The following is a 19,378-nucleotide window of genomic DNA, read 5'->3' as shown; positions in this document are numbered from 1 at the left end:
GGTTTTTTGTGCAAGGTACGTATTCTATTGTCAGGTTTCCCTGATCTTCTGTATGTTCTTGTTGATGCTTGTCTGTACGAATTGCCGGTAAACCAAGGACTTCTCCCTGGCAGTGGCTCCTGGATATTTTGTGAAGAAAGAATCAGGGCTGTCGAAGATACCGAGGTCTCTTTCTATTGCCTGTTTCTGTATGTAGGTATGTTCTTCCATCCAGTGTATCGGGGGGTTCTTGAAATTGAGAACTGCAATGCCATAGGCATAGAAGCTTCCCATATAATTGGGAAACATTCCCCTAAGCTTGTCCAGGTAGGGGCGGTCCACGATATGTCCCTCGAGTTTTATCCAGCTATTGTTGAACTGTATTTCCACCCAGCTATGGTAGATTTGCCCAGGGGTCAGCTTGTAGCCGATGCCCTTGAGTATTCCTCGTTGAACTACTTTGTCTATGGTAAAGCCATGGAATCTGCAGGGAATGGAGACGGCTCTGAAAAGCGCCATGAGTAGGGTTGTCTTGGTTATGCATTGTCCATAGCCCTCTGCCAATATCTGGGAAGCAGTAAGGTTGAGTTTGTTGTTGAAGCCGTAGGGTATTTCATCTCGTACGAAATTATATACTGCCTCTATGAGTTCTGACTTGGAAGTGATCGACAACCATTCTCTCTTATGTACAAGTTTCTGGATCGGCAACGATTCAAAATCAAGTAAAGTGGTTGGGTCGAGATACGTAGCTTGCTGTTGCTCGTTTTCCGTGCTAATTTCCATTGTTCGTTACACCTCTCAATTCATATCCATCAGTATGTGCAAGTTGTCAGATAGTGAATGAGTATACTGGTAAAATATGTCCAAACAGAGAATTGAAAATCCCCCGTTAGCACCAAACCAATATAGTAGCTAAAAGATACAAAATGCAAGAGTATTTCGAAGACTTGCGTCATGTCTTCAGTCATTTTGTACTTTTTCGGGAAATTGGTGTAGAATTACTCATGTCTATTTCGAGGAGGCTAGTATATGTCAGGTACTACTGAGTTACGAGCTCTGATGCAAGGGCCCCTTCCTTCCCTTTACTTTTGCATTGGTTCCCCGGTTGTGGGAAACCCTACGCAATATATGATGGAGCAAGCTTTTCTTGCTCTGGATCTGCCACATAGGTATCTTACCTGTACGGTGGAGAAAAAAGAACTTGCAAGCGCGATGTGGGGGCTTCGTTCCCTGCAATTTGCAGGCGGGAATGTTACGACACCTCATAAGCAAGGTGTAATGGAATATCTTGATAATCTGAGTGAGACTGCCATTCTCAGCCATGCGGTAAATTGCATTACCCGTGAAGCTGATGGCACCTATAGCGGGGACAATACCGACGGAAAGGGTTTCTTATCTTCCTTGGTTGAGAAAAGCGGGAGTGTGGAGGGCAAGGACGTTGTCATTCTTGGTGCTGGCGGAGCCGCCGGGGCCATCGCCACTGAATTGGTTTTGGCCAAGGCCAGGGAGGTCAGGATTGTAAACAGGACTGCCGAACGGGCAGTTGCCTTGGTGAAACGGCTTGACAAGATTACATCTACGCAGCTGTTTTATGAGGAGTGGGAAGGAACCTATAGCATACCTTCCACGACAGATGTCGTAGTCCAGGCAACTTCTGTTGGGCTGTTCGCGTCAACGCATTGCGTGGATGTGCAATTTCCCATTTGCGAGAAACAGTTGATTGCCTGCGATGTAGTGTTCAACCCGGTTGATACGCTCTTTCTCAAGAGGGCAAAGCAACATAATTGCCTCTGCATCGATGGTCTGGGTATGTTGGTTGAGCAAGGGGCCATTGCCTTCAAGAAATGGATAGGTTTGGAACCTGACAGGAATGTCATGCACAAGGCTTTGGTAAAGGCTTTTTCCCTTGGATGACAAGCATGAAAAACTACGGTAGTATTGGCAAATTATGAATTACTACTGTATTGCCTGCAGAACGGGGGGAGAGGTGAAAGTCCGCGCCCACCTCAATAAGTATTTTTCCCGGGAATTCGGCGACCTGAACGATGTACGGGTATTTTTTCCCGTGCGCAAGATGTTCGAGCGTCGGATGGGTAGGCAGTTGGTAACCGACCAACCGATTCTTCCCGGGTATCTGATGGTTTCTACCGAGCAGGTGCTCGATACCCGTATGCTCGATGTGGAGCGTCTTCCTGGTTCCTATGGTTTTTTGCGTAACATGGACAATACCATTTGCCTGAGAGCCTCTGACAAGGAGTATGCTGCCTGGATCATGGGCAACGATGGGGTGATCAAGCCTTCGAAGATCAGCTTCACCGAAGGCGAGCCCATCAAGGTACTGGAAGGTCCTTTGATGAATTTGCACGGCACCATCGTCCGTGTCGACCGCAGGGGTTCCCGAGTCATGGTGGAGTTCGACTTTGCAGGGGTGGTACGAAGGGTGAGCATGCCAGTCGAGTTCATAGGAGCAGAGTAGACAACTGATGGGAAGCTATGGGCTTCAGGAGCAGCTGAGTGCAAGAGTATGTTTGGTTGCAAGAATGAAATTCGTAAGGTGAGCAATAAAGACAGGTACTGCAATCCTGCAGTTGCTGAGTTGATTGATTCGTACCTACGGTGTTTTTTTGCCTATAAAAATATAAGATATGTACTAAGTTCCCTGAAAAGGTATGTCAGTTCATGCTAGTGGATTTAGGGCAATATTTGGATATATATTGCATGTGTTATGTTCTTGCCTATAGTTCTTTCATGATCTTGATTCTTGAATGATTCTAGCCATGGTCAATTCAGGCTTGTTTGTCTTTTTCCCTTGGACCTGATGTTCTTTTCCACAGGATTGAATGCCTTTCTCTAGGAGGTGTTTTGAAGTGTGTTATATATCCTGGTATTTGTCGGTTGTTTCAAAAAAAAATGATAATGCGTAAAGCTAGTACTTTTTAGACGAATTTTCGTAACTAAGAGAATATTTTATATAATATTGACAAAAAAGTTGACATTGTATTCGAAATATCGAATAATACTATTGTATTTAATCCGAAACAAAGAACTATGGAGTCAGCAATCGAAAATTCTCAAGAGAGGTGGACCTTGGCCAAATCGTCAGTAAGTCTGTCTTTATTATGCAGAAAAAGAGCCATTCATTTTTTCGGACGGGTTCTATTCAAGAACGGGGGAAGCAGTAATAGTGTATCCATTTCTTTTGCCAGTTGTTTACAGAGAGTAGAAAGGATGTTATTCTGTTGCTACTTTCTGTATGAGTGCAATACAGCTTAAATTGTTACCTTTTATGTCATATGTTTCGCATAGTCTTCTCTCTTGTAGGTTCGTCCTGACAGAGAAGCGTTTAAGGATGACCGAGCTACCAGTATCTGGGTTGGGGAAGGTCTATCAAAATCACAAGAAAGTGGGTGGAAAATAATGGTTAATCGCAGGATTCGGCAAGCTTTGCTTATGGTCTTCGATGCTCTTATATTATTTGCATGTGGTCTTCTCTCTTCCTGGATCGTGCTGCATTCTTTATCTGATCCTTTCTTGAAAATTGTCCTGGCCAATGGGTTTTCCATGCTCTTGGTTCTTTTTGCTGTACGTTTTTACAGGATTCGTATCTCTGAGAGTTCCTTGGATTTGCTTTCCAGGGGACTTCTTGGGTTTGTGCCGGTATGTATTATCGGCATTTTTTTGGTGGCCATTTTCTATTCTTTCGCTTCTGTATGGATTCCGTTCCTGCTGGTCATGGATGGTTCTGCTTTCTTGTTCATGATGGGAAGCAGGGTTGCCTATCGGACGTTTCTCTATAGGAGAAATATGCACTGGTCCCATGGATTGCCTCGAGCCGTTATTTATGGTGCCGGGGAATTGGGGTCTACGATAGTACGTCAATTCAGAAAAGGGAAGGGGCTCCACTACATTACGGGGTTCGTGGATGATGACCCTGCGTTGCAAGGTTCCTATATTGTCGGTACGAAGGTCTTGGGTTCTTCTGATAACCTCAATACGATTTTGCAGGAACAGAGGGCAGAGGTCCTGATCATTGCCATATCCCAAATTGACCGGGAGCATATGTTCAAGGCCGTGGATGCGGCCAAGGAATGTGGTTGCGAGATAAAGGTCATTCCGAATTTGTTTGAAGTTCAGCAGGGAGCGAAGGAATTTGACTTGCGTACCCTTGACTATGCTGACTTGCTTGGAAGGCCTCTTACCTATATTGACCGTGAACCTATTGCGGCTATGGTAAAGGGCAAGAAGGTCTTGGTTACCGGGGCCGGGGGAAGCATAGGAAGCGAGATTTGCCGACAGCTTCTGGGTTATGGCCCTGAGCAGTTGATACTGCTCGATATAGACGAGACAGACTTGCATAATTTGTCCTTGAGTCTCCATAACTACCAAAAGGAATGGAGCGACTTGATAGTCCCTGTTATTTGTGACATCAAGAATGCAAAAAAGATTGATATGGTCTATACGAAATTCCAGCCTCAGCTGGTTTTCCATGCTGCTGCCTATAAACATGTTCCCTTGCAGGAGCTCTATCCTGAGGAAGCCATTACGACCAACCTGGGTGGTTCCTACAATGTACTCAAGAGTGCCCGCGACCATAAGGTGGAGAAGGTGGTGGTCATTTCCACTGACAAGGCGGTCAATCCTACCAATGTCATGGGTGCTACAAAGCGTGTGGTGGAGAAGATTGCCAGTATGTTGACAACTGACGAGACTCCGATGGTCTGTGTCCGGTTTGGCAATGTCATAGGGAGTCGGGGAAGCATGCTTCCTCTCTTCATGGACCAGATAAAGGCCGGGGTTCCCCTTACTGTGACGCATAAAGATATCATTCGGTACTTCATGGCTATTCCCGAAGCCGTAGGCTTGGTCTTCAAGGCCGCTTCCATGGCCAAGGGCGGAGAGGTCATGGTCCTGGATATGGGCCAGCCAGTCAAGATTTATGACTTTGCCCAGAAGCTGATAAAATACTATGGAGATGGCAGGAGTCAGGTAATTGTCACGGGTCTCAGACCTGGCGAGAAGCTCTTTGAGGAGCTTATGGCAAGCAAGGACACTACCATTCCCACTGAGGACAAGTTGGTCTTCAAGGCGAAGCTGGAAAACCATGTATTGACTCCGGAAGCATTCCAGCCTATTTATGATGCTTTGTATGACGATTCAACTGAAACACTTCTGGAAGAGTTGCAACAACTGGTCCCTGAATTCACATACGAGAAATGCAAGGCTATGTTCTAGGACTAGAACAAAAGACTGTAAGAAATAGGTAATGAATTCATGTGGCAATGCAAGTTTGTTGTACGAATGTATTAAGATTTGAAAAAAGGTTTACTTAAAGAGTAAGTTTTGACAGCTATATAAATATAAAAAATGAATTATTTGTTTTTATTAATGAATAGAAAGCAGGGGTATCACCTGCTTCCAGAGGGATTGCTGGTTTGGTTGGATTCTCACTTGGTGTGCTGATTTTCCTTTTGATAGGTTGGCAGATTTTTGCAACAAGAAAAAGTAAATCAAGTATTTCCCCAAAAAGTGAGGTGCCTATGAAGATGATGAAATGTTTTACATCAATTATTGATTGTGTTAGTCGTATTCAGTGCGCCAATTGGATCTTTTGCCAGCTTGCGCTCCCCCTGCTTTGTATTCATTCGTTTTATTTAAGAGAAATTATTTTGAATTTTGGTTATTGATTGGCAAGGGTAGCAACCTGGGATGTACTACTTTGTGAAGCTGCGTGGTGCTATCCTTGCCAATCCCAAACTCGATGGATTGCGTATGCTTTTGCGTTTCTCTTTCTGGAAGTTATATAAGAAATGCTGAGCAATATTCAAAATAAAGAAAAACCTGTTCTTTACGTATTCGAGGCTTCATTGAGTACTGGCAGTACTGTATGTGCATACCATACTGCCAGGGTGTTTCGTTCGAAGACGATGCAGTTACCAAGGACTGTATGGGGGATTTTCTCCAGGTAGGTTTCAAAGAAGTCCTTGAAATCCGGGGGGTTGAAGCCAAGGAACAAGGCAGCTTCGGTTAGGGTCAGGTAGTAAAACTTGTCATGTTCCAGACGATGGGGTAGATTTCCGCTCAGATATGGTTGAAAGACTTTTTTTTGCACTATGAGGTTTATTTGCTTTCTAGAAAGATACTGCATATTGCTCTCCTTCTGTCTGGAACTGCGCTGCACGTTGCAGAAATTCGGCTATGCTGATTGTATAGGCGTTGCAATAGATTTCCAGGGTACTCAAGGTAGGGTAGCTCTGGTAACGATTACTTTCACGAAAGCTGATCGAGCTGATTTGGAATTGGGTTATGGAAGAGAGTCTTGACTCGGAAAGATTTTTCTCGAGGCGAATTGCTCGTAGGGCATGTGTTACTTGATATGGGCTAATTCCTTGTACCACTGTGTGTGTGTGTGTGTGTGTGTGTGTGTGTGTGTGTGTGTGTGTGTGTGTGTGTGTGTGTGACCCCTTCGCTCATTGCCTCTGATTTTGTATCGCCTGCTAGGCTGAGAAAATCTGCAATGTCGATACACAAAGCCTTGCAAATAGTGAGCAGGGTATCGAGACGGGGAGTCCACGAGCTATTGCAGCAAACAGAATGAAGCCAGCGTTCCGAAAAGCCTGTAGCTAGGGAAAGATCTGAAACAGTTTTGTTTTGTTCCTGAAGAAATGTAATAAGAGCCAATTGATAATTCATAAGTAATGCCTCCAAGCAAGAGAAGAAGAAAAAGTGGAGGGATTGCTTCAAAAAAGTGATGAGATTTCTACGATTTTCAAATTTTCTTAAATTGGAGATGAAATTATGATTTCTTTTTCTCCTCCCGATATAACTCAAGCAGAAATTGATGAAGTTGTTGATACCTTAAAATCAGGGTGGATTACCACGGGACCTAAGACAAAACTCTTTGAAAAGCAACTTGCTCAATTCTGTCATACAAGTAAAGTCTGTTGTTTGAACTCTGCAACAGCAGCATTGGAATTGGCTTTGTATCTTTTAGGAGTTGGTCCTGGTGATGAAGTCATTACAAGTGCTTATACGTACACAGCTTCTTGTAGTCCAATTATCCATGTTGGGGCTACTCCGATATTGGTCGACGTTGCACCTGGTTCGTTCCATCTCGATTATGAAAAAGTTAGCCAAGCAATTACAAACAAGACAAAAGTCATTATTCCTGTTGATTTGGCAGGGGTTATGTGCGACTATGAAAGAATTTTCTCTATTCTGGATGAGAAAAAGAGTTTGTTTTCTCCTAGCAATGCAATCCAAGAAGCTTTTAACCGAGTAGTCGTACTCGCTGATGCAGCTCACGCTCTAGGGGCCTTTTATAAAGACCAAATTGCAGGTTCTGTTGCAGATTTTACGGCATTTTCTTTTCATGCGGTCAAGAACCTTACCACTGCTGAAGGTGGCGCGTTGACTTGGAAAGATCGTGATGGACTGGACAATGAATTTCTGTACCATGAAATACAATTGTTGTCATTGCATGGACAAAGTAAAGATGCTTTGGCCAAGACAACCTTAGGTTCTTGGGAATATGACATTGTATACCCTGCCTATAAATGCAATATGACAGATATTATGGCATCAATTGGTCTTGCCCAATTGAAACGGTATCCTCAATTATTGGAAAGACGCAGGGAAATAATTGGAATGTATGATACTGCATTCAAGGATTTGCCAGTATCCGTATTGCAACATTTCACCGAAATCTATCAATCAAGTGGTCACCTGTATTTGCTTAGGCTTAATGGATATTCCGTGCAGCAAAGGAATGATTTTATTATAAAAATGGCTGAAGTTGGTATTGCGACCAATGTGCATTATAAACCTCTTCCCATGCATACTGCATATAAGAAATTAGGTTTTGATATAAAAGACTTTCCAAATGCCTATAATCAGTTTGAGAATGAAATTACTTTGCCATTACATACGTTGCTTTCAAATAAAGATATCAATTTGATTGTAAATTTTTTTGCTGATGTTTTTCAAAGGAGTAAAAAATGATTATTGTCATTGGTGCTTCAAGTTTTATTGGGATTTATGTCGTTGAAGAATTGTTGAAACAGAAGTGCGAAGTTATTGTTACTGGAAGAAATAATAAATTTAAAGAACATTATGATAACCTTGGGGTTAAGTATATCAATCTAGATCTTATGATTAAATCAGATTTTAACAAGTTACCTACTCGGAATATCGAGGGTGTAATCTTGTTGGCTGGTTTACTTCCTGCTAATGCAGCAGTAAATTTGGATGAAGATGAGAATATAGCTGATTATTTCATGGTAAATACTATTGGAACGATTAATATTCTAGAGTATTGTCGATTAAATAAAATCAATCGTATAATTTCAACATCTTCATATGCTGATGTTTTCAATTCTTGGAATGCTGATAAGGCTATAATTGAAGATGAGCCCAGGGGATATAAGCTTGTAGGTGATCATGCGGCTTATGTATTATCTAAGAATGCTGCCTGTGATACAATGGAATACTATAATCAACAACACAACATGAAAAATGCTTGGTTTAGGCTTCCTCCAGTTTACGGTGTTGGTCCCCATGATTCACTATATGTAAATGGGGCATTGGTCAAATCTGGTTTGAAAATATTTATAGATAAGGCTTCTGCGGGTGAAGATATTATAATTCATGGTGATGGTAGTTTGAGCCGTGATGTAGTATATGTCAAAGATGTAGCGCATGCTTTTTATCTGGCAATAAAAAGTGATAAAACATATGGTCTTTATAATATGACTTCAGGAGTTGGTGTAACACTAAAAAGGCAAGCAGAAGTTATTTCTGAATTGTTCGCTCCATTGGATGGAAAAAAATCTCAGATCAGATTTGACCTCAATGCAAAAAATAACACCCCATCATATTTATTTAGTATGGATAAAGCAAAAAGAGATTTTGGTTTTATTCCCCAATATTCAAATTTTGAAGTTATGATGAAAGACTATAAAAAAGATTTAGAAATGAAAAAATTCCAGACTTTGTTTAAATACTGAGGATTTTATATGTATAGTTTTGTAAAAAGATTCATTAGTTTCTTTGTTGCATTAGCTCTTTTCCCTTTTTTTATAGTTTTGTATTTAATTATTGCTATAGCAATAAAGATTGAGGATAAAGGTCCTATTATTTTTTATGCTAAAAGAATTGGACGGAATGGGCAGATATTTAATATGTTAAAATTTCGTTCCATGAAAGTAGGTGCTCCTGATATTCGTTTTGAAGATGGGTCTACTTATAATGGTGAAAATGATTCAAGAGTTACTAAAGTAGGGAAATTTATAAGAAAAACTTCTATAGACGAGATTCCTCAATTAATAAACGTGTTGAAAGGGGATATGACATTTATTGGACCTAGACCGGACTCTGCAATGTGGTTAAGCCATTATACAGATGAGGAAAAAGTTATTCTTCAAGTTCGCCCTGGAATTACTGGCTATAATCAAGCAGTGAATCGTAACTCTGTATCTACTAAAGAAAAGTTAAAGAATGATATCTTTTATGTAAAGCATATGTCTTTTTTCTTTGATGTTAAAATTTTGCTATTAACGATTAAGTCTGTTTTGACTTCGAAAAATATTTATCGAACAGAAATTTTAGATAGTGAAGATACTGCTAGAAAGTAATAATTTCTGATAAATTATCTAGGTGTAATAGATGAAAAAAATAATGATTCTTGGTGCAAGTATTCTTCAATTGCCAGCCATTAAGAAAGCTAAACAAATGGGTTTAGAAACTGTTGTGGTGGATATGAACCGAGATGCAATAGGTTTCACAATAGCAGATGTATGTGAAGTTATTAGTACAATTGATATTCCAAAAGTTATTGAAGCTGCAAAAAAAAACCAAATTAATGGTATTATGACCCTTGCCAGTGACATGCCAATGAAAACGGTTGCTGCAGTTGCAAAAGAAATGGGATTGGTTGGTATTTCAGAAGATACTGCGCTAAAAGCCACAAATAAAGCAGAGATGCGTAAATGTCTTAAAGAACATAATGTTCCAATACCACGATATTATAGAGTGTGTGAGCTTGATCAATATTATAAAGTCATTAGTGCCTTTCAATCTTGTATTGTAAAACCAGCAGATAATTCAGGAAGTCGTGGGGTGTATTTAATACAAGATACTAGTAATACAATTTCAGTGGAGGAAGCTTTTCATCATAGTAAAGAGTTCTCAAGAAGTGGTGATATTGTTGTCGAAGAGTATATGAAAGGACCAGAAGTTAGTGTTGAGACAATAAGTCTTGACGGAGAAGTTCATATCATTCAAATTACAGATAAAATGACAACCGGAGCTCCTTTTTTCGTTGAAATGGGGCATTCTCAACCTACTCATTTAGTTGAAGAAATGCAAAATGATATTAAAGATGTTGCTATACAGGCCGTAAAAGCTATTGGAATTAAGGACGGACCTTCTCATACTGAAATTATTGTAACACGTGATGGAGCAAAGATTGTTGAGTTGGGCGCTCGTCTTGGGGGCGATTGTATAACAACTCATTTGGTTCCTCTCTCAACCGGAGTAGATATGGTAGAATGTTGTATTAAGATTGCCTTAGGAGAAGTTCCGGATATTTCATTAAAATGGAACAAAGGTGCTGCCATCAGATATTTTGAATCCCATTCAGGCGTGATAGAAAAAATTGCGGGAGTTGAAGAAGCAAAAAAAGTTCCCGGTATTTTTGTTATTGATTTTATGAAGAAGGTAGGAGATTCAATACAAAACATACAGTCAAGTACCGATAGGATTGGTTTTGTAATATCTGAGAGTATGACTGCCGAAGAAGCTATTTTTAATTGTGAAAGCGCAATGAAACAAATAGTTTTTGTTTACAAAGTGGTTAGCTAATGAAAATCCTAAAACCAACTGCATATTATGAACCTGAGCAAGTATCCAGTTCTCATTTGGATAAGGATCTTGAAGAAGCCTTTTTGCAAGCTGGATTTGACTATATAATAGTTGCTCCTTCGCCTACAAGAGATGTTTCAAAAGAGACTAGAATTGCATATAAGAAAATAAAATATGAACAAAAATTTGATGGGAAATTAGAAATATTTCGGATTCCAGTATTCAGAGAAGGGAGAAATCCTGTAGGCAGAGCGTGGAGATATTTTTGGTCCAGTTTGAAAATATATCGGAAATGTATTAAACAGCAAAATGTTGATATTGTATTTGCGGCAAGTACACCTCCTATCCAAGGAATATTGGCTGCTAAAATTGCAAAAAAATTGAAAGTGCCTTTTATATATAATCTTCAAGATATATTTCCAGATTCACTAGTTAATGCTAAGATGGCTAAGAAAGGGTCTTTTATTTGGAAAATTGGAAGGAAAATAGAGGACTTCACATATTTTAAAGCTGACAAGATTATTGTAATTTCTGATGATTTAAAAAATAATTTACTTGCGAAAGGTGTGCAAAAAGAAAAAATTGATGTTGTTCATAATTGGATAAATCTTGATAATGTTTATTATGTTGAAAATAAGAATAATAGTATTTTACGTAAAATTGGATTATCCGAGAAAGATCCTATAATAACATATGCAGGAAATATTGGCTTTGCTCAAGATATTATTTCATTAATTAAGGCCTTTGAAATAATCAATATTACAAAACGTGTGTATTTTGTGATTTTTGGAAATGGTTCTGAGTATGTAACCATTAAAAATTATATTGAGTCATATAAGTTACAACATTTTGTTTTATTATATCCAAAACAACCTCAGGAATTAGTTTCTGAAGTATATAGTTTAGGATTATTTTCCATGATTTCTTGTTTGCCAGGCTTTGGCGATATTTCAGTCCCTAGTAAAACCTATTCGATACTTGCTACTGGTACACCTATCATTGCAAATTTTGATCTTGATTCAGAACTTTGTAATATGATTGTAAATAATTCATTAGGAAAAATAAGTCCTTCTGGAGAGATTGAACTTCTAGCTGAAAATATTATCGAAGCAATTGATAATTATTCTTATGAAAGAAAGAAGATAAGAGCTTTTGTTAAAGAAAATTATTCTTCTTTTATTTGCACAACAGAGTATGTGAAAATTATAAGGAGAATTTCTTTTAAAAGGAAGTAATATGTTTGAGAATGAAACGCTCCTAATTACTGGTGGTACAGGATCTTTTGGCAATGCAGTTCTAGATCGTTTTCTTGATACTGATATCAAGGAAATCCGTATTTTCTCTCGGGATGAGAAGAAACAGGATGATATGCGACACCTGTATAATAATGACAAAATCAAATATTATATCGGTGATGTCCGTGATTATCGGAGTATCTGTGATGCCCTCAATGGTGTTGCCTATGTCTTTAGCGCAGCTGCCTTGAAACAAGTACCGTCCTGTGAGTTTTTTCCTTTGGAAGCGGTCAAAACAAATGTGATAGGGACAGATAACGTTCTTACCGCCTGTATTAATGCAGGAGTTAAGAAGGTCATCTGTCTTTCCACTGACAAGGCTGCTTATCCCATCAACGCCATGGGAACATCCAAGGCCATGATGGAAAAAGTCTTTGTTGCGAAGTCCCGTACGGTTTCAGAGGACAAGACTCTCATCTGTGGAACAAGGTACGGCAATGTGCTGTGTTCCAGAGGGTCAGTTGTTCCACTGTTTGTCGAGCAGATTAAGGCAGGTAAACCTATTACCGTGACAGAACCGAATATGACCAGGTTCATCATGACGTTGGAAGAAGCCGTTGATTTAGTTTTGTATGCCTTCGAACATGCTCATACTGGTGATATTCTGGTTCAGAAAGCCCCTGCTAGTACTATCGGTGACTTGGCTCAAGCTGTCAAAGAACTCTTTCATTCTGAGTGTGATACCAAAGTAATCGGTATTAGGCATGGGGAAAAGATGTATGAGACTTTGCTTACCAACGAAGAGTGTGCAAATGCCATGGATCTTGGTAATTTCTACAGGGTTCCTGCTGATAACCGTGATTTGAACTATGATAATTACTTCAAGAAGGGAAACGAGAAACGGAATGTACTGACCGAGTTCAATTCTTCCAATACTCAGTTACTGACTGTAGAACAGATCAAGGAAAAACTCATTACCCTGAAATATATTCAGGAAGAATTGAAGGCATGGGAGAATCGCTGATGAAGATTCTGATAACCGGAGCAAATGGCTTTGTCGGAAAGAATCTTGTCTGTGAATTAAAAAACAGAGGGTTTAACGACCTTTACCTATTTGATATCGACACTGATCCTGCATTGCTTGATGTGTATTGTGCTTCCTGTAACTTTGTCTTTCATCTAGCAGGTGTTAACCGGCCGAAGGATGAGAAGGAGTTCATGGAAGGGAATTTCGGGTTTACCAGTGTTCTCCTTGATTCTCTGAAGAAACATCACAATATTGCTCCTGTTTTAATATCTTCTTCAATCCAGGCAGCTTTGAATAATCCGTATGGGCAGAGCAAGAAGGCAGGAGAAGACCTGATGTTTTCCTATGGAAAAGAAACAGGTGCCAAAGTATATGTTTTTCGACTTCCCAATGTCTTTGGAAAATGGTGTAGGCCTAACTACAACAGTGCAGTGGCAACGTTCTGCAATAATATAGCCAGGGATTTGCCCATAACGGTCAATGACCCCGAAGTTATTCTGAACCTTGTGTATATTGATGATGTCGTAGACAGTTTTATAAAGGCAATGAATGCTGATGTCCTCTCTGATGGTTCGTATTGCTCCATTCCAACCGTCCATACGGTAAAGCTTGGCAAGATAGTTACTCTGCTTACCCAATTCAAGGAAAGCAGGAAGACTCTGTCAGTTCCCAATATGGGAAATTCCTTCGAGAAGGTATTGTACAGTACGTATCTAAGTTACCTTCCGGAAGATCAATTTAGCTATCCTTTGAAGATGAATATTGACCAAAGAGGATCCTTTACTGAGATTATAAGGACAGAAGACCGAGGCCAATTTTCAGTCAATATTTCCAAGCCTGGAATTACCAAGGGAAACCATTGGCACCATACCAAGAACGAGAAGTTTGTGGTGGTACAAGGCAAAGCCCTAATCCAGTTCAGAAAGATTGGAACTGATGCTGTGATTGACTACCATGTCAGTGGTGACAAAATAGAGGTAGTCGATATACCTACAGGGTATACCCATAATATTATTAATGAAGGCAATTCCGATTTAGTGACCTTCATGTGGGCTAATGAAGTTTTTAACCAAGAGAAACCCGATACCTATTTTGAGAAGGTGTGAACCATGGAAAAAATGAAAGTAATGACCATTCTCGGCACAAGGCCTGAGATAATTCGGTCGAGTGCTGTTCTTAAATGCTGTGATAAATATTTTAACCATATATTGGTTCACACAGGACAGAACTGGGATTATACCCTCAACCAGGTGTTCTTCGAGGATTTGCAACTTCGCGAGCCCGATTACTATCTGGATAGTGTAGGAAAGAATTTGGGTGAGACCATGGGGAACATTATTGCCAAGAGCTATGAGGTCATCCAGAAAGAGAAGCCAGATGCTTTATTGATACTTGGGGATACCAACAGTGCGCTCGCCGCAATCAGTGCAAAGCGTTTGAAGGTTCCCATCTTCCACATGGAAGCAGGAAACCGTTGCTGGGACTGGAATGTAAGTGAGATGATTAACCGAAAAATAGTTGATCATATCAGCGATATCAATATGCCCTATACAGAACATTCCCGCAGATACCTTCTCTCAGAAGGTCTTGATGGAAAGACTATTTTTGTTACAGGATCTCCCATGAGGGAAGTTTTGAACAATCATATGGAAAACATCTTAAAAAGCGATGTTCTTGAAAGAATGAATCTAGTTCCCAACAAGTACATTCTTGTCTCAGCCCATAGGGAAGAGAATATAGATAATGAAGAGCACTTCATGTCATTGATGACAGCAATCAACAACATTGCAGAGAAATACCAGATGCCTGTTATCTACAGCACACATCCCAGGAGCAAAAAGTTTATTGAACAGAGGAATTTCAAATTTCATCCTCTAGTTCAGAGCCTCAAACCCTTTGGATTTCTTGATTATAACAAACTGCAGATGAATGCTTTTTGTGTGCTTTCTGACAGTGGAACGCTTAGTGAAGAATCAGCGATGCTTGGGTTTGCTGGTGTTTTGATAAGAACCAGCACTGAACGACCTGAGGTATTGGACAAGGGAACAATTGTCATCGGCGGAATAACTGGAAGTAATGTTGAGCAAGCTCTTGAGATGGCTGTTTCAATGAGAGAAAACCAAGAACCGCTGGAAATGCCAGACGATTACCATGACACTAATGTTTCAGTAAAGGTAGTCAAGTTGATACAGAGTTATGCGAAGATTGTGAATGAGACAGTGTGGAGAAAAAATAGAAGTTGTTTATCTGATATTTTGTGGTTTCAACCTTCTGATTAGGAAAAGCATGGACTGTGTCATGAAACCTGAAATCCTGAGTTTTCATATCTATAATGTCATAAGAAAACTAAAGGCTTCAGAAAGCTTTTTCTGTTTGGTTGTCATTTCGCCAGCTGTTACCTTCTTACAAGAGTACTAAAAACACTAAAAGGTAACACATTTAACTTATCATCCACCAAAGATGATGACACTATTAGCAATCACTACTGTATCCTAAATGGGTAGCAGTTCAAAATTAGAATGTTGGACTCTATAAAACGGGAAATTAGCTTTTACTATCATTATCATCCAGAAAAAAATAGGACGATAATAATTATTCAGTACGAGATGAAGAAAAGACGCTGATATGATGTGACCGGTGTCAACAAAAACTGATGAGAGGAAGGACTAGCAGTTATTCGGCACTTGACCACTCTGATATTCGTGGTATAGGTCAATGGTTCGCCAAAAGTTCTGTCAGTCTTACAACGAGGATCAAAAGTAGCTCTTTTGTCTCAAAGCGTCATCGAAGATAACTGAATCTTTCCCCTCATCTTTATATGAAGTCAGGCAATATTACTTGTCATCATTCCCCATACGAAGCGGGCAAGCTCTCTTGCTCCTGCTGCAGTTGCAACGATTGCATTCAAAATTTTGCTTTCTTCTTTTGATTTGTTTGGTTCTGCGGTCCGTATAAGCAATTATTTCAGGACTTTTTCCTTGTTGTCGGCTCGATATTCTCCAGAATTTTTTATATGGATTTGAACGCTTGATGCCTTTCGTAGCTTCAACAAGTAATGTTCGGACTCTTGAATTACCAGTTCTTGTAATGCCAGTGTATTGAATATGCTTTCCGCTGGATATCTGGCCTTAGTCAAAGATCAATGTAACTTGAAAAATCTTTTGCTGAAGGAAAACGATTGAAATCACCAACTTCACAGACAAGTGTCAATGCAGTGTGAGTTTCGACTCCAGTAAAACATACTAACTTGTCAACTTTATCCTTGTAGCGTTCTTGATTGGATATGTCCTCTATTATTTTGTCCATCATATCGATCTTGATCCCAAGGTCTTTGATTTCTTGGAGATAGGTCTGAAATGAATATTGCAGCATTGGATCATTGAATTTCAGTGATTCCAGCCATCTCATATATTTCTGGGTCCAACTATTTCCGGAATCAGGATATGAACGCCCAAGCCTTAACAGGAAAGAAAGCAATTGATGTTTTGCTTTCTTTAGATGTCCTTTCAACGTGTTTCTTGCACGAGTGAATTCCCGTGTAGCCTAATCTTCATCGTCCAGTATGTAAACTGATTTGTATGCATCTGTGGCAAGAGCCATGGTAAGCATCCTAGCATCACGGCGGTCGGTCTTGGTCCTTTCGCCAGGTGCTTTCTTGATTGTTGTAGGGGCCATGATTACACAGTCGTCTCCGTGGGGTTGGAGTGATTTACAAAGACCGTAACCTGTTGGTCCTGCTTCATAACCTATATGGATTTCGAAACTTGAATCAAGATTGCAGTTTGTCATTGCTTTTTTGATTGCTTTGACCATTGGTGCAGCGCCTGAGGAAACTATACCAATTTCGTAATAGCATGGATTGTTGCTGAAATCCCGATAAAACATGAATGCACTATTTGTGCCCTTATAGACGTCAATACTGATGTAAGCTATTCTTTCCATAGTGACCTCCATTTGCATAGGCTAAGGCTGCTCATGCAAGGTAATTATTTTTTCCTAAGCATGCAGCCGAATTCACGGTTTTGTAAACTTAGGGGGTCACTTCATATTGTCTTACAAGCAACTTTTGGTTCATGGGAAAAATCTGTGGGAATTGAGAAAAGAATAGAAAGCAACTAACCATTGAGAAATAGAAAGAGGGCAATCCTTCTGTTAGTATTGAAGTAACAACAAATCAAGCTAACAAGGAAGGACGCCCGTGGACCAGTATACCAATTCCATCCTGCATTTACCAGATTTCCTGGTGACAGGCCCTGCAACTATCAAGGGAAAAGAGACCGAGTCCGGTCTTGTCATCGTTGAAACCATCCACGGGAGAATGACAAGTCCCCTGCCCGCGTGCTGCCCGCATTGCCAGGCAAAGATGCACGTCAACCAGCATCTGGACATCCTGCTGCACCACCTGAGCCTGGGAAACAGGAAGATCATCCTGGAGGTGGGCTACGAGCAATACCTGTGCACGGGATGCCACAGGACCTGCTGCCAACCGATTCCCTTCAAGCAACCCGGGCACTTCGCCACCACTTGCTTCCAGAGCATGGTGGAAGGATTCCTCAGCCATGCGGACATGACAGTCAAGGGGCTTGCCACCGCACTCCATACCAATCGCAAGCTGGTCAGGGAGATCGACAAGTCCATGCTGCAAGGCAAGTACGGGCAGATGCTGCCCACCCATTACAGCGCCCATCTGTGCGTCGACGAATTCTCCCTGCACAAGGGGCACCGGTATGCCACCGTGGTGCTTGACTGGCAGACAGGGGAGATATTGTTCTTGGAGGAAGGCAACGGAGAGAGGCAGCTGCTGCATTTCTTCGGCAAGGTCGGCCATGCATGGATGGCGAGGGTGCGATCGATATCAATGGACATGAACGCCCAGTATTGCAGGCCGTGAAAAGCCTGTATCCCCATATCCATATAGTCTATGATGCATTCCACATCGTCAAGAACTTCAACGAACGGATATTGACGGAACTGAGGAGGCTCGAGCAGAACCGCTTGCGCGAGGGAATCGCCCAGTGCAAGGCCCGTTGCGCCAGGCTGAGGAAGGCCTGCAACGGTGCCCCGCCGGAAAGGAAGCAGGCCTTGCTGGCGGAAATCGCCGAACTGAGACTGTCCATCCAGGAGGCAGGGAGGAAATATGCCTCGCTCAAGGGTAGCCGGTATGTGATAACCAGCAGCAGGAAGGCCCTGATGAAGAAGGACGGGATAGCCCGGGAACACAACAGGGAACTGGCGGACAAGTATGAGGGAAAGGGGCTTCCCATGCCGGAGGGCGAGCACAAGTGGTCGATACGCAACGAGAGGAGGCTCGAGGAGATACTGGGGGAGGACCAGGACCTGAACCTGGCATTCTTCTTGGGCGACCAGCTGAAAGCCGGGCTCGAAAGCACCGACGGGCAATCCATGAGGGACGGCCTCGAGCAATGGTTGCGGCTCTCGGGAAGCTATGTCGCGCAGATACCGATGCTCGGGGCATTCAACAAAATGATTCGATCCAGAATGGATGGCATCGTCTCGCGTGTCCGCTTCCCTGTCTCCAACGGTCCGTTGGAGGGAACCAATAACATGATCAAGACAGTGCGGAGGCAGGCCTATGGCTATAGGGATACCGAATATTTCTTCCTCAAGCTTTGGGACAGGAGCAGGCGAAATCCCAAGCACAGGTCACTCGACCAGGTCATTGAGAAACGAAAGATGCTGAATGCGAAGGAACAGAAATCCCACAAGAAAATCTCATGAACCCAACTTTTTTCAAATACCTCATATGAATGAGAGATTATCATCGTACTACCAATTTATTGACTAGAACCATTTCTCTGAAAAATTTAATTTGCATTTTGAGTAGTCACTATAACTGTGTTGGTACCACTTAACCTTATAAGGAGATTGGGGGAATCTTGCTTTCAAATTTATAGCAAGCAGGTGAAGAAGGCTAATAAAATCAATATGAAGCTTATATTAGGAATTTTAAAAGTTCTGCTTATCGCGTAGCAAGATCGCTGAAACAAGGCATATTACAAATCCTTGGCAGGCTTTGCCTGACTCATCGCAGGCAAGAAATCTATCTTATCCAATAGATGCAAGAACAAAATACTGAATGGTCTATCGGATGTAATATTCCTAGAAACTGAAAACATTTGGTCGGAAATTTCTACGCCTCACTGAAATATGCCAAGATTAATATGGAACTGAAAGAAGTGGAAGTCTAATTCTCTTTGAAATTGCGCTGGTAAGAATATCAGAACCATTGTATCAAATATGAGACTTTTTCCATCGTTTA

19 protein-coding genes and 1 pseudogene are annotated in these 19,378 nt (G+C 41.0%); 12 read left to right on the top strand and 8 right to left on the bottom strand.

What is annotated here, in order from left to right:
* Positions 1 to 30: 30 nt before the first annotated feature.
* Positions 31 to 762, bottom strand: coding sequence for a transglutaminase-like domain-containing protein (locus ACHZBG_RS07120; RefSeq protein ID WP_320128754.1), 732 nt, complete (start codon positions 760 to 762; stop codon positions 31 to 33).
* A gap of 246 nt (positions 763 to 1,008) precedes the next feature.
* On the opposite strand from ACHZBG_RS07120, the gene aroE reads away from it, so the two are divergent.
* The 3 genes from aroE (at position 1,009) to ACHZBG_RS07105 (ending at position 5,211) form a co-directional block, all read left to right on the top strand.
* Positions 1,009 to 1,893, top strand: coding sequence for a shikimate dehydrogenase (gene aroE / locus ACHZBG_RS07115; RefSeq protein ID WP_320128753.1), 885 nt, complete (start codon positions 1,009 to 1,011; stop codon positions 1,891 to 1,893).
* A gap of 34 nt (positions 1,894 to 1,927) precedes the next feature.
* Positions 1,928 to 2,455 (top strand): transcription termination/antitermination NusG family protein, encoded by a 528-nt coding sequence (locus ACHZBG_RS07110; RefSeq protein ID WP_320128752.1) that lies wholly within the window; start codon positions 1,928 to 1,930, stop codon positions 2,453 to 2,455.
* A 941-nt stretch (positions 2,456 to 3,396) separates the two neighbouring features.
* Entirely contained in the window at positions 3,397 to 5,211 is a 1,815-nt protein-coding gene (locus ACHZBG_RS07105; RefSeq protein ID WP_320128751.1) for a nucleoside-diphosphate sugar epimerase/dehydratase, read from the top strand.
* A 613-nt stretch (positions 5,212 to 5,824) separates the two neighbouring features.
* Here the strand turns inward: ACHZBG_RS07105 and ACHZBG_RS07100 are convergent.
* The 3 genes from ACHZBG_RS07100 to ACHZBG_RS07090 are packed head-to-tail and all read right to left on the bottom strand — an operon-like array spanning position 5,825 to position 6,669.
* A complete protein-coding gene (locus ACHZBG_RS07100) occupies positions 5,825 to 6,124 on the bottom strand; it encodes a hypothetical protein (RefSeq protein WP_320128750.1) in 300 nt (99 codons plus the stop codon).
* Complete coding sequence (locus ACHZBG_RS07095) at positions 6,108 to 6,374, bottom strand: helix-turn-helix transcriptional regulator (protein ID WP_320128749.1); 267 nt, start codon at positions 6,372 to 6,374, stop codon at positions 6,108 to 6,110. The genes ACHZBG_RS07100 and ACHZBG_RS07095 overlap by 17 nt, the downstream gene beginning before the upstream one ends.
* The gene (locus ACHZBG_RS07090; protein ID WP_394699346.1) at positions 6,358 to 6,669 is read right to left on the bottom strand and encodes a helix-turn-helix domain-containing protein; all 312 of its coding nucleotides are present in this window, start codon (positions 6,667 to 6,669) and stop codon (positions 6,358 to 6,360) included. The genes ACHZBG_RS07095 and ACHZBG_RS07090 overlap by 17 nt, the downstream gene beginning before the upstream one ends.
* A 105-nt stretch (positions 6,670 to 6,774) precedes the next feature.
* On the opposite strand from ACHZBG_RS07090, the gene ACHZBG_RS07085 reads away from it, so the two are divergent.
* From ACHZBG_RS07085 to wecB, 8 genes are read left to right on the top strand one after another with little or no spacing between them, the layout of a single operon-like run.
* A complete protein-coding gene (locus ACHZBG_RS07085; RefSeq protein WP_320128748.1) occupies positions 6,775 to 7,977 on the top strand; it encodes a DegT/DnrJ/EryC1/StrS aminotransferase family protein in 1,203 nt (400 codons plus the stop codon).
* Positions 7,974 to 8,981, top strand: coding sequence for an NAD(P)-dependent oxidoreductase (locus tag ACHZBG_RS07080; RefSeq protein WP_320128747.1), 1,008 nt, complete (start codon positions 7,974 to 7,976; stop codon positions 8,979 to 8,981). Before ACHZBG_RS07085 ends, ACHZBG_RS07080 begins: the two co-directional genes overlap by 4 nt.
* 9 nt (positions 8,982 to 8,990) lie before the next feature.
* Positions 8,991 to 9,608 (top strand): sugar transferase, encoded by a 618-nt coding sequence (locus ACHZBG_RS07075; RefSeq protein WP_320128746.1) that lies wholly within the window; start codon positions 8,991 to 8,993, stop codon positions 9,606 to 9,608.
* 31 nt (positions 9,609 to 9,639) lie between these two features.
* Positions 9,640 to 10,836 (top strand): ATP-grasp domain-containing protein, encoded by a 1,197-nt coding sequence (locus tag ACHZBG_RS07070; RefSeq protein WP_320128745.1) that lies wholly within the window; start codon positions 9,640 to 9,642, stop codon positions 10,834 to 10,836.
* Complete coding sequence (locus ACHZBG_RS07065; protein ID WP_320128744.1) at positions 10,836 to 12,071, top strand: glycosyltransferase family 4 protein; 1,236 nt, start codon at positions 10,836 to 10,838, stop codon at positions 12,069 to 12,071. The genes ACHZBG_RS07070 and ACHZBG_RS07065 overlap by 1 nt, the downstream gene beginning before the upstream one ends.
* A 1-nt stretch (position 12,072) precedes the next feature.
* Positions 12,073 to 13,095 (top strand): polysaccharide biosynthesis protein, encoded by a 1,023-nt coding sequence (locus ACHZBG_RS07060; protein WP_320128743.1) that lies wholly within the window; start codon positions 12,073 to 12,075, stop codon positions 13,093 to 13,095.
* Positions 13,095 to 14,204 (top strand): capsular polysaccharide biosynthesis protein CapF, encoded by a 1,110-nt coding sequence (locus ACHZBG_RS07055; RefSeq protein WP_320128742.1) that lies wholly within the window; start codon positions 13,095 to 13,097, stop codon positions 14,202 to 14,204. Before ACHZBG_RS07060 ends, ACHZBG_RS07055 begins: the two co-directional genes overlap by 1 nt.
* A 3-nt stretch (positions 14,205 to 14,207) precedes the next feature.
* Positions 14,208 to 15,377, top strand: a complete 1,170-nt coding sequence (gene wecB / locus ACHZBG_RS07050; RefSeq protein WP_320128741.1) for a non-hydrolyzing UDP-N-acetylglucosamine 2-epimerase — start codon at positions 14,208 to 14,210, stop codon at positions 15,375 to 15,377.
* Positions 15,378 to 15,932: 555 nt separating this feature from the next.
* Here wecB and ACHZBG_RS07045 read toward each other — a convergent pair.
* The 4 genes from ACHZBG_RS07045 to ACHZBG_RS07030 form a co-directional block, all read right to left on the bottom strand.
* Positions 15,933 to 16,220 (bottom strand): hypothetical protein, encoded by a 288-nt coding sequence (locus ACHZBG_RS07045; RefSeq protein WP_394699379.1) that lies wholly within the window; start codon positions 16,218 to 16,220, stop codon positions 15,933 to 15,935.
* Positions 16,221 to 16,230: 10 nt separating this feature from the next.
* Complete coding sequence (locus ACHZBG_RS07040; RefSeq protein WP_394699345.1) at positions 16,231 to 16,470, bottom strand: transposase; 240 nt, start codon at positions 16,468 to 16,470, stop codon at positions 16,231 to 16,233.
* A gap of 171 nt (positions 16,471 to 16,641) precedes the next feature.
* A complete protein-coding gene (locus tag ACHZBG_RS07035; protein ID WP_320128739.1) occupies positions 16,642 to 17,040 on the bottom strand; it encodes a hypothetical protein in 399 nt (132 codons plus the stop codon).
* A 286-nt stretch (positions 17,041 to 17,326) separates the two neighbouring features.
* Positions 17,327 to 17,926: a hypothetical protein gene (locus ACHZBG_RS07030; RefSeq protein ID WP_394699381.1), complete on the bottom strand. Its 600-nt coding sequence runs from the start codon at positions 17,924 to 17,926 to the stop codon at positions 17,327 to 17,329.
* Between ACHZBG_RS07030 and ACHZBG_RS07025 the strand changes: the two are divergent.
* Positions 17,834 to 18,837, top strand: a pseudogene (locus ACHZBG_RS07025) (transposase). The gene ACHZBG_RS07030 and the pseudogene ACHZBG_RS07025 overlap by 93 nt on opposite strands.
* Positions 18,838 to 19,378 lie beyond the last annotated feature (541 nt).

It is taken from the genome of uncultured Sphaerochaeta sp., assembly GCF_963676625.2.
Classification (GTDB): Bacteria; Spirochaetota; Spirochaetia; order Sphaerochaetales; family Sphaerochaetaceae; genus Sphaerochaeta.
The sequence above is the reverse complement of the archived record's forward strand: the minus strand, read 5'-3'. Positions and strand labels throughout refer to the sequence as shown.